9 protein-coding genes and 1 pseudogene are annotated in these 11,674 nt (G+C 31.9%); 7 read left to right on the top strand and 3 right to left on the bottom strand.

Going from position 1 to position 11,674, the window contains the following annotated elements; translation table 11 throughout:
* Positions 1-156: 156 nt before the first annotated feature.
* From mphM to AAG068_RS27620, 5 genes and pseudogenes are all read left to right on the top strand, one after another.
* Positions 157-1,056 (top strand): macrolide 2'-phosphotransferase MphM, encoded by a 900-nt coding sequence (mphM, locus tag AAG068_RS27640; protein ID WP_428846011.1) that lies wholly within the window; start codon positions 157-159, stop codon positions 1,054-1,056.
* A 354-nt stretch (positions 1,057-1,410) separates the two neighbouring features.
* A complete protein-coding gene (locus AAG068_RS27635) occupies positions 1,411-2,388 on the top strand; it encodes a DUF3991 and TOPRIM domain-containing protein (RefSeq protein WP_342719894.1) in 978 nt (325 codons plus the stop codon).
* On the top strand, positions 2,381-3,043 hold the full coding sequence (locus AAG068_RS27630) for a restriction endonuclease (RefSeq protein ID WP_342719892.1): 663 nt from the start codon (positions 2,381-2,383) through the stop codon (positions 3,041-3,043). Before AAG068_RS27635 ends, AAG068_RS27630 begins: the two co-directional genes overlap by 8 nt.
* A 350-nt stretch (positions 3,044-3,393) precedes the next feature.
* Positions 3,394-3,582, top strand: coding sequence for a hypothetical protein (locus AAG068_RS27625; RefSeq protein WP_342719891.1), 189 nt, complete (start codon positions 3,394-3,396; stop codon positions 3,580-3,582).
* 41 nt (positions 3,583-3,623) lie between these two features.
* Positions 3,624-3,856, top strand: a pseudogene (locus tag AAG068_RS27620) (hypothetical protein).
* A 570-nt stretch (positions 3,857-4,426) separates the two neighbouring features.
* Here AAG068_RS27620 and AAG068_RS27615 read toward each other — a convergent pair.
* From AAG068_RS27615 to AAG068_RS27605, 3 genes are all read right to left on the bottom strand, one after another.
* Positions 4,427-5,269, bottom strand: a complete 843-nt coding sequence (locus AAG068_RS27615; RefSeq protein WP_342719890.1) for a hypothetical protein — start codon at positions 5,267-5,269, stop codon at positions 4,427-4,429.
* Between the two features lie 510 nt (positions 5,270-5,779).
* Positions 5,780-7,174, bottom strand: a complete 1,395-nt coding sequence (locus AAG068_RS27610) for a sensor histidine kinase (RefSeq protein ID WP_342719889.1) — start codon at positions 7,172-7,174, stop codon at positions 5,780-5,782.
* The gene (locus tag AAG068_RS27605; RefSeq protein ID WP_137026902.1) at positions 7,171-7,908 is read right to left on the bottom strand and encodes a response regulator transcription factor; all 738 of its coding nucleotides are present in this window, start codon (positions 7,906-7,908) and stop codon (positions 7,171-7,173) included. Before AAG068_RS27605 ends, AAG068_RS27610 begins: the two co-directional genes overlap by 4 nt.
* Positions 7,909-8,173: 265 nt before the next feature.
* On the opposite strand from AAG068_RS27605, the gene AAG068_RS27600 reads away from it, so the two are divergent.
* Complete coding sequence (locus AAG068_RS27600; protein WP_063263939.1) at positions 8,174-8,332, top strand: lacticin 481 family lantibiotic; 159 nt, start codon at positions 8,174-8,176, stop codon at positions 8,330-8,332.
* A 101-nt stretch (positions 8,333-8,433) separates the two neighbouring features.
* Positions 8,434-11,625: a type 2 lanthipeptide synthetase LanM family protein gene (locus AAG068_RS27595; protein ID WP_342719888.1), complete on the top strand. Its 3,192-nt coding sequence runs from the start codon at positions 8,434-8,436 to the stop codon at positions 11,623-11,625.
* Positions 11,626-11,674: the final 49 nt, after the last annotated feature.

Here is an 11,674-nt window from a genome sequence, read left to right as displayed (position 1 = left end):
TTATTACTTTGGAACATAAAGAAGTGAATATTGAATATGAAAAAATATATGACAAACTTGCTCTGAATAAGTAGAGTATTGCACAAGTTTTCCAAAGGCAAGGGTCTGTTTCTTCACTACAAAAGATCAGTAATATAAGGGAAGGAAGTGAAAGATTTGAATAAACAAAAAGCGGTAGAAATAGCAAGGAAGTATGGTTTGGAAGTTAAAGAAGAGTCTATCATATTCAACGAGTCCGGTTTAGATTTTCTGGTTGCTTATGCAGAAGACGATAAAGGTGAAGGATGGGTGCTAAGGTTTCCGAGACGGGACGATGTGATGCCGAGGACGATAGTGGAGAAGAAAGCACTGGATCTTTTAAAAAAATATGTTACTTTTCAGGTTCCAGTCTGGTCGGTTTATAAAGACGATCTAATAGCTTATAAAAAGTTAACCGGAGTGCCAGCAGGCACGATTGATCCGGAGATTCAAAACTATTTGTGGGAGATGGATTATGAAAACGTACCTAAACAATTTCACCAGACATTAGCCAAAGCGTTGGCTTCGCTACACACAGTCTCGAAAGCAGAAGCCCTTAAAGTAGGCCTGGTTGTCCAGACAGCAGAAGAGGCAAGAAAATCAATGATTGAGCGTATGGAAAAGGTTAAAGCGAAGTTTGGCGTAGGCGAATCCTTATGGAACCGCTGGCAGGCCTGGGTAAAAAATGAGGAATTGTGGCCTCAGAGAACAGGTCTGATTCATGGAGATGTTCATGCTGGCCACACGATGATTGATAAAGATGCTAACGTAACCGGTTTTATCGACTGGACCGAAGCAAAAGTAACGGATGTATCAAATGATTTTGTTTTCCAGTACCGGGCATTCGGGGAGGAAGCCCTGGAGAAACTGATCAACTATTACCAGCAAGCAGGCGGGATTTACTGGCCTGCCATGAAAGAGCACGTCATTGAACTTAATGCGGCATACCCTGTTGCGATAGCTGAGTTTGCGATTATCTCCGGCTTAGAAGAATATGAGCGGATGGCGAAAGAAACATTAGAAGTGAATGACCGCTAGCATTATGAAAAAAATAAAAATAAAGTTCTTCTTTGTGAGATACAACCGCTGTATAAAGAATTCATAAGCCAAGACGCATGAGTTTTCACAAAGAAAATCTTATTAGTTTTTTTATTGTTGTTTCAGGGTCCGTTAGAAAAAACAACTTGATGATTCAATTGAATATAGAAAAAGCGTGTTTTGATCAAATTATTTTTCAAAACACGCTTTTTTCATTTGTTCTTTTATCAAGGTCTATTAAGTTAATTTAATCAAACTTTATTCAAAAGCTACAGAATGCGTGAAAAAGAGGACTAGGAAACGGAATAGTCCTCTTTTTCATTTCATTTTATAGAGTAAAGGGGGGATTCCGTAATGGCATATGTCAGTGCGGAGGATGCAATGAAAGCAAGAAAAGTTGACTTGATTTCATATCTGGAAGCAAAAGGAGAAACGTTTAAGAAAGAAGGAAATTATTATCGTCATACGGAACATGATAGTCTCATTATTAAAGGAAATCAGTACGCCTGGAATAGTCGAGGGGAAAAAGGGTATGGAGCGATTAGTTTTGCGATGATGTACTATGACATGACATTTCCACAAGCTGTGATGGACATTCAGAAGGGGGAATACAAAGAGTTTGATCGTTCAAAAGCTGAAGAAGAACGCAAAAAAGAGCAGCAGCCTTTTAGTTATCCAAAACATTTAGAGGTACCGAAACAGACAGAAATCAAGCAATACCTAATTGATGAGAGAAAAATTGATCCTCGTTTAGTGAACTGGCTGATTAAAAAGGATCTCATCGCCCAGGATAAGAAAAATAATGTGGTGTTTAAATGGAGGGAAGAAGGAGGCAAAGGGCAAGTCATTGGAATGAACCGTCAAGGTACGGTCAAAATGGAGAATAAAAGAGGAAGTTTTAAGCAAATTGTCCCGAATTATGAAAAAATCAATGCCGGTTTTACGGTTGATGTAGGTAAACCGGATAAGATTTATTTTTATGAAGATCCAATCGACATGTTATCTCATTGGAGCATTAAACAAAATAATATCCAAAACGCTCGCCTGGTTTCTATGCATGGATTGAAGTCAAAAACAGTGATTCAATCTTTAATGGATGCGAAAAAAGAAGGGCACGATATTAAAGAGGTCATCATGGCAGTTGATAATGATAAGGCTGGGAAAGATTTCATTCAGACAATGAAATGCTTTGTCGATCTTAAAGAGGATATTCCAACGATTGAAAAAGATTGGAACGATGTCCGGAAGAAACAAGTGAATGAGCAACAGGAAAAAGAAACAGCTCAACCAAAGAAAATGAAACTAATTAAAGAGGTGGAGCGAAGTGTCTAATCTACCAGAAATGCCAAACATATTACAAATTTTGATGTATAGTTTTATCCTTTATGTTCTTTTTCGTATTTGTAAATTCATGTACCGGAAGATCCAGGAGCGAAGAATATTAAAGAGAATGGCTAAGTCTGGTATTCGCTATATAGACAAAATGGACGGACATCAATTCGAGATATACCTAAAAGCCCTCTTTCGAGAGTTGGGTTATTCTCCAATAGTTACAAAGCAGTCAAATGATTTCGGAGCGGATCTGGTATTGAAGGGGAAGAATCGTATTGTAATCCAGGCGAAACGCTACGGGATGAAAAATAGAGTTGGCATCAGTGCCGTACAAGAGATATATGCAGCACAAGCCTATTACAAAGCACATGAAGGCTGGGTTGTAACAAACAGTGTGTATACAAGGCAAGCAAAAGAATTAGCAGAAGCTTGTCATGTAAAACTAATAGATCGTGTAGAACTTCAGAAATTGATTAATAAAATCAATCCCGAATATTCGGCTGAAGATGTGTATCAAGGGATAAAACCTGCAGAACGGAAATGTCCAACATGTAAACATGATTTAGTCGTTCGTAATTCAAATGAAACAGGAAATAAGTTTTTTGGCTGTTCACAATATCCCACATGTACACATACAGAACCAATTCATACATGAGCTGTGATGAAAATCCGGCTCTTTTTTTATTTGTTTAATGAATACATGAAAAAATCAGTTTAACTAAAAAATGAACCTTCAGATTTGGCTGTATGGGGTTTAGATGGAGTTATCAATATAATAAGTCGTATTTGTTATAAAAACATATGTAAAGGGAGAAAGGGGATGTATATGAGTTTTTAGGTTTTTTAGGGAAAATAAAAAGGATAGCCATTATTTACGACTTAACCCTTTGTCTACAATCTGACGAATTGCTTCATTTCGATTCTTCAGCTTATTTTCATGCCAATAATTTTCTACTTGTTCTTTTGTAAAAGTAACTAAAATTTGATTGTACTTGTCTTTATTATATGGAACGGAAAGCTAAAAAGATGATGGCTAATCTTCAATTTATTATGAATGATGGTCAAATTAGTGTAGATTTTATGGATTTAGGTTATAAAAGAATGCTTTTTAGTGCATTAGAAGCTACCGGAAAAATGTTTAATGTGCATACCAATGAATACAATGAAACAACTTTGTTTATAGAGTTAGTTTAGTAAAATTACGCAATGAGGAGCTGTTAACCATTTTTGACGTAATGGATGAAACTCAAAATAAGTTATATGAGGTATTAGAAAAAATGGATTTAAGTATAAGATTCATAAGTACTATTTGTATTCCAATTATGAGGAAGCTGTTCAATATTATTATATAAGAACAACTGACAATGCAATTATTGATTTGTATATCTCTGATTTTCCAGAAATCTTCGCTATTCATAAAGGATTTAGCGATAAGCAAATTAGAGAAATATATAACTGGAACTTGTAAGTCTATATAAATAACAAATTTAAATAATGGAGGAATAAAGAATGAAGATTGCGGTATCGGAATGGAAAGCAAGTATAAGTATGCAAAATAAAAGCTCTTCATTTGCAAAAGCAAACAAAGAGCAGAAGTCATGAGTGACCGTCGAGGAAAGAAATTGGCAGATTTCTTTCCTCTATATTTTAACATATTAAAAGTTGTAGAGGAAAGGGGCATGCAGAATGGAAGAAGGTCGTATTTCCTTTCAGCAAGGGTTTAAAGAATTTCTTATTATGATGGTCTGTTTTTGGCTTATTATGTTTCTCATGTATGGTGAAAGCCTGTTACAATAGAATGAAATCGAAAGTCTAAATACTCTTAGGTAGCTCTCATATGTGTAAGATCTATGGGGGCTTTTTTAACAAGGGATATATATCATTTCACATATCTCAATGTTTAATAAAAAACAAATTTACATAATCAATAGTCTACATTTAATTTTGTGCCTAATTAATCCGCTAAATGGATAATGTATTGTTTGTTTTGGATACTATTTCATGTAAAATAGCCCTTATATTTTACAAAGACTATTTATTATGAAGCTATCCAATCATAAAACGGAACTTTCCCTGTATATTCATGCTCTGAAAGTGTACGAGTGATTATACTTCTATCTAGCTTGTCCTCTTGTAATTGTTTTTTCGCATTTTCTTTTATTCTACGAATCTCTAACTCTTCAATTTTATTAACTAACGCTGTGATTAAATAGTCTCTAAAATCAGAGATTTTCCCTTGGTTGTATTTATCCATCACTTTTTTTAATACAGCTTTAAAGCTTCGATCTGTTAGATCATCTTTTGTAGCTTCTCTAAGAGTATTAACGATTAAATTTATTTGTTCTTCAGTTAGAGAAGAGAAACTTCGCTTATCATCATCAAATTTCGCTATATCATTTATAAATATATTGGTGTTTTCTTTTTTAGTATTTTTTCTTTTGTATTTTATATTGTACTGAAAATCCGAATTCGGATTTTCCACATTCGGATTTTCAGTAAGTGGATCCCCGAACGCCACCTCAACTACATATCCTTTAAACATGTACTCTTGGATTGTTTCATTTAACATTTCAGCAACATCTTCTTTTATTTGTCCATAAATGTAAATTTGTTCTTTATGTTTTCCTTTTTCTAATACTTTAACACGAGCAACGTATTTGTTATGTATTAACTCTCTAAGTGCATTATAGTGTGCATCACGTCCATTTTTTGAGCGCTTAATAATATCAGGCATGGTGACCTTCCAATAGCCGTTACGATGTGAACAAAACTGAATAAGAAGATATTTTGCCATTCCTGTTAGGTTACAATCGTCGAGTAATGCATTCTCTACAACGCTATGTCCGCGTTTTCGCGCATGTTTAAAAATATCATTTGTCATAATAAAAAAATCCTCCATTTTTCATCCCGACAAAAATTGGACACGACAAAATAGAGAATTCGTATTTACGTTTTTTTTTAGTTATGATAATATTTAAGTATCATAACTAAATATTGTATTTACAAATCCTCTGTTTCCGGTTTTTAAATAGTATCGGTCGCCAAACTGTCAACTATCTAAAAACTTCCGTCGGGGGTTTTTTTTAGTTTATTTAAAAGTATTTGTTTAAAAGTTCTCGTTTCTATCCTTCATCTTAGCAGATTACTGACGAAAAATGAAGAATCAATAAGAAAAATATGGAAGAATAGTATAATCCTCCTTTCGATATGTTTTAGTTTTAATCCATTTTTAATTAATATATATTGCTTACATAAATAAGTATGGTTTTCTTTTTCGTACAGCCCAATCTAGTATTCTATGGATAGAAACGGTATATAGTATTAAAATAGGATAACTGTCTTTACGAGATAAATCTATCCAAAATCAAATGAAGTCCATTCATTAACTTGGTTAATGTTTGAATGTAATGATGAAACAAGTTCCTTTCCCTTCTTCACTTTTAATATCAATATATCCGTCATGGGATACGATGATTTGTTTTGCGATGGCTAAACCTAATCCAGAACCTTCTATATCCTTTGTATTACTCCCTCTAAAATAGCGCTCAAATACTTGCTCTAATTCTTTTTTGGGTATGCCTGGTCCATTATCTTCAATTATAATTTTTGTGGTTTTTTTAGTGTTGCATATCTTTACTGTAATATGTGTTCCTTCAGGAGTATGAACTATAGAATTCATCATGATATTATTTATTGCTCTTGTTAAGAGTACTTCATCGACTTTTAAAATAATATTCTGTTGATTTGTAGAGAAATCAAATGTTTTTCTTTTATAAGATGGATTGTTAAGACAGGTAATTACTAACTCTCTAACTATCCCTACAATATCTTTATCTTTTTTTTCTAAAGGAAGTGTAGCATTTTTCAATTGATATGTGAGTCTTAAATCACCTATCAGTTGTTCTATGTATAGGGCTTTCTTTTTAATTACCGTTGCATATTCCTTTCGTTCCTCCATAGTAAAATTATATTGGTCATCAGTAAGCAGTTCACTGTAGCCTTTAATAGAAGATAAAGGGGTTTTTAAATCATGAGTAAGATTAGTAATCCATTCTTGTCTCATGATTTCTAGACGCGATCGGTCATTCTCTACATTTTTTAGTTTTATAGCTAACTTATTTAAAATTGTAAATACATCTTTAAATAGGCCCTTATTTACATCTTTTTGCGTATATAACCCATTAAATAAATTTGTAATGTTATGAATGAGAACCAATACAGGTTTTGCAAAATACCTAGCGATAAAATACGAAAAAATTAATAAGCATAATAATGCAGAACCTATTGAAATTAAGATACCATAAGGATAAAAACTAAGGATATTATCCAAATTTAAATAAATCATATATCGAGACACTTTGTTAGAAGGAAATGCTATTAAGTAACTCCACCTTTTCTCTTCTATTTCAACTTCACTAATAAAATAGGTATATCCGTCTACTGTATACTTATATAACATGGCAATGTCTTTTGCATTGTAGTGTTGCTTAGAGTTATTGGGTGCATACATATCACGAACAACATTGCCATTTGAATCTATAATTTGAAGCCAAGCTTTGTTCGCATTTAAAATATTCTTTCCCTCATTAGTTATAGAAATATCTTGATTATCTAGATTTAAATATTTTCCAAATTCTAATGCAATGTTTTCTGGAGTAGATTGTTTGTAATTATTTGAACCCTGACTAAACACAAAATAAGTGGCAACTATAAATTGGACAATAAATAAAATGAAAATTAGACTTATAATTGAAGCTGCGTATAATAATGTGATATTCCATTTCATTCTACGTTACCCTCGATGCACATCTTATATCCTAATCCCCTAACATTGAGAATATATTTTGGATTAGAAGGATTGTCTTCTAATTTTTGCCTCAAATGCCTAATATGAACCATAATAACATTCTCACAACCAGCACATTCTTCATTCCAAACAGTTCTGTAGAGTTGTGGAAGGCTAAATACCTGATTTGGATTCTTGATAAGATATAAAAGAAGATGGAATTCTTTTGCTGTTAAAGAGATAGGTATATTGTTTTTTAAAACCGTACCTTTTTTTTCATTTAAAACAACATCTCCAAAATTATACAAACCTTTATCTGTGCTTTTTTCTTCCTGATTATGATACTGTTCTCGGCGGAAAAATGCTTTCATTTTAAATGCAACTTCTTTGGGACTAAAGGGTTTGGTAATGTAATCGTCCCCTCCGAGACTTAATCCAATTAAACGATCCGAATCTTCTTCTTTAGCAGACAAAAAGAAGATTGGCGCTAATGTAATATTCCTTAGTTGTTGACATACGCTAAAACCATCAATATCAGGTAGCATTATATCTAATATAATCAAATCGTAATCAACTTCTCTACACATCTGTATACCTTTTTTTCCTAACGAGGCCTTATCAATATGATAAAATCCTTCTTTTTTAAGGACAATTTCTAGTATTTTGAGAATTTCCTCTTCGTCATCAATTAATAATATTTTTTTAGATTCTAAATATTTAGGATCAATAAACAAATTTTTCACCTTCTAATCATCTATTTGCGGGTTATGTTTTCAATTTTGAAAATGAAATAATTAACATATTTCATTCTAATTTTAAAGTGATAGTATCTATATATTCAAGCTTTTCTTCCTTTTGGGATATAATGTATTTCCCTTTTTATTCAATAAAAAGGATAAAAAAGAGAAAAAAAGGATAAAAAAGTATTTACATTTCCGGAAATTGGTATTACAATCATAATTGTGATATCGCAAAATTTAAATAATAAGGGTGATAAATATGGAAAAGAATTTTGAACTAAAAGCTTTAGAAGCAATTAATGATCTTACTGATGCAGAATTAGAAAACGTAGTAGGCGCAGACAAAGGTCAATTCGACACAATTTCTCATGAGTGTCATTGGAATACATGGCAATTCCTATTCACTTGCTGCAGCTAAGCTGAATCTACAAGAAAAGAACGCTCTTATTAAAGGGCGTTCTTTTCTTGTAGATTAATTAAAAATATAAATTACTAATTATATAGAGTGGGGGATATCATTTGTTAGCATCTACAGATTCCTTAAATAATATTAATGAGCTATTGGACAATTCCACATGGGGTCATGCACTATATTTAAATGAGAGAGAAAGCATAAAAATTAATAATTCTATTAATGAAGATAACGTAACTGAATGGCTTCAAAAGTTTAATAATAATAAGGAATTATTATTAGAACGTCTTGATCAGGAAAAAATAACATATTCCCAATTTACATCTATCCTTTCAAGTTCACAGGTAGACAACACATATAAAAAAATGGAATGGTTTTTAACAATTAAAGAGATTTTTTTACAAACGAAGGACGAGCATTATGATGGAGAATTCAATGAACTTTTTTCAAAAGACGTTCCTTTTATTTCTTTTATAATCCCATTTGTTAATTATGTGAAAGAGAAAATATTTAAAGAAATAAGTCAAACAAATACATTACATATTTTTGAAAAAAAATGCATAGAAGAAACTATAGTTAAATTGGTTTCTTCAACTATTTTCAAGTACTCATTAAAAACATTGATATATGAATTAAATAAAGCAAGAATTCAAAACGAATTATCTGGAGATACTCCAAAGGAGAGATATAACTACTTCGAGAAGGAGAAAATTGGTAAACCATCTCAAGTTTTAGCGGTACTTTCTCAATACCCAGTATTAGCTCGCTTAATATCTGAAGCTATAAGTAATATCATAAATAATCTAATTAGATTTATAAATCAATTTACGAATGACTATAGAGAAATTGAAACTACATTTGAGATAAATATTACCAAAGTAATTAATATTCAGGCGTTGGGCGATTCACATAATAAGGGGCAACATGTTCTAAAACTTGACTTTAATGATAACCAGTCCATAATTTATAAACCTAGATCATTATCGATTGATATACATTTTCAACAATTTTTAAATTGGATAAATGAAAAAAATGAAATTCATGACTTTAAAACTATAAAGGTTATTAATAAAGGAACTTATGGTTGGCAAGAATTTGTTACATATAAGGATTGTACTACGGAAGAAGAAGTACGTCGTTTTTATGAAAGACAAGGGCAATATTTATGTGTTTTACACTTTTTAAACGCAACAGATTTTCACTATGAAAACTTAATTGCTCATGGGGAACATCCAATGCTAATTGATTTAGAATCACTATTTCATACTACAATAAAGAACAATCAATCCTTAAAAAGTCCAGCTAATCGTAAAGCCATAAATATCCTAAATGATTCCATTGCAAGAACTGGTCTATTGCCAATTTTTGTGGATAATGATTTGTTTGATATCGATGTTAGTGGTATTGGTGGCGGAAAGAAACAGCAAGTAGAAAGATATAAAATAGATAAAGTAAAAACTGATGAAATGAGATTGATTAAAGGTTCAATATATTTAGAAGCAGGGTTAAATTCGCCTAAAATTAATGGGGAAGTTTGTGAGGCCTTTAATTATACACAGTCTATTAAAGAAGGATTCTACAAAACATATAAATTACTAGAAAATTATAAAGAGGCCCTTCTGTCAACAGATTCACCAATCCATGCATTTAGTAAAGATAGAGTAAGAATAATACTTAGAAGTACTATAGTATATAGTCATCTTCTTGATGCAAGTACTCATCCTAAGTATTTAAAATCTGGTATTGATAGAGTGAAATTGTTTGATTATATGTGGTTACTAGTTGATTATATTCATAATCGAAAAAACGCGGCTATATGTGAATGTAAGGACCTATTAGCAGGTGATGTCCCTTATTTCTATGTAGACGTTGATTCCACTAAAATATTAACCCATCAAAATTTTGAGATAAAAGATATGTTTGCAAAAGATAGTTTTAATATGGTATTAGAAAAAATAAAAAATATGGGCGAAGAAGATTGCAATCGACAATTAGACTTTATTGAAAAGTCACTATTAACAAAATATTATTTGGATATCAATAATATGAACAAAGCTATTGAAGATTTTAATAAGAAGTCCTCTTACGAAGGTACATTGTTAAACAAAGAGGTGTTCTTAGCAGAAGCTATTAGAATTGCTAATGTATTAGAAAAAGAAGCAATCTGGGCAGAAGATTTTTCTGATGTAACTTGGATTGGAATAGGTATGAGCTCAGATGAGAAACTAAACTATAAAGCAATGGATATGGGGATATATGATGGTATCCTAGGTATGGCGATTTTCTTTGCATACGTTGGAAAAGAAAGTGGGATTTCTAAATTTAAAAAAATTGCTAAAGCCTGTCTACAAACTGCTTTAAATGAGAAGAATGCTACAAAAAAAGCATACATATCTGCATTTTCAGGATATTCTTCAGCAGTTTATGTGTTAACTCATTTCTATAAATTATGGGGTGAAAAAGAACTATTAGATGAAGCAATCAATTTCATTAATGAAATTGAACCACATGTAGATAAAGATACGACGTTCGATCTACTTAATGGAAGTGCAGGAACTTTATTAGTACTTTTAAACTTCTATAAAGTCACTGGTTATCAAAAGGCCTTAGATATCGCTATAAAGTGTGGCGATCATTTATTAAAAAATGCCGTGAAAGTAAATGGAGGCGTAGCTTGGACTATTTCTCCTAAGCATACTCCCTTAACAGGATTATCTCATGGAACATCTGGCATTGCATTAGCTCTTATTCGATTAACTGAAGAAACAGGGAATCAAAATTATTTAAATGCAGCATTACAAGCTTTAAATTATGAGAATAGCACTTTTTCTTCTAAAGAAAACAATTGGCTAGACCTTCGCCAAAATATGAATAGAGATACACCTAAATCTGTTATACATTGGTGTAATGGAACGATTGGCATAGGAATGGCACGATTGAAAATCTTAGAGCATTATCAATCGGAGATATTTGAAAAAGATTTAGAAAAATCCATAGAAATTACTATAGATCGTGGTTTTTTAAATCCTAACTATAGCCTTTGCCACGGTGATTTAGGTAATTTAGATTTACTATTATTAGCTGCTACGCGTATTGATAAATATAATTATTTGTCAAAATTTGTTTATGAAAAAGCAAGTAGTATACTTCAATATGTACTGGAAGATAATCGAAATTGGAAGTGTGGAATACCAGGCGGGCAACAAACACCTAACTTTATGGTAGGTCTGTCAGGAATAGGTTATCAGTTACTACGTCTTTATAATAGTGAACTACCATCCGTTCTAACTCTAGAATAAGATATAAAAAAGTATGGTACTCAATATAAGGACAATTATATTGATTGCC

Origin of the sequence: Bacillus paramycoides, from assembly GCF_038971285.1 — a bacterium.
In the GTDB taxonomy this organism is placed as follows: Bacteria; Bacillota; Bacilli; order Bacillales; family Bacillaceae_G; genus Bacillus_A.
The sequence above is the reverse complement of the archived record's forward strand: the minus strand, read 5'-3'. Positions and strand labels throughout refer to the sequence as shown.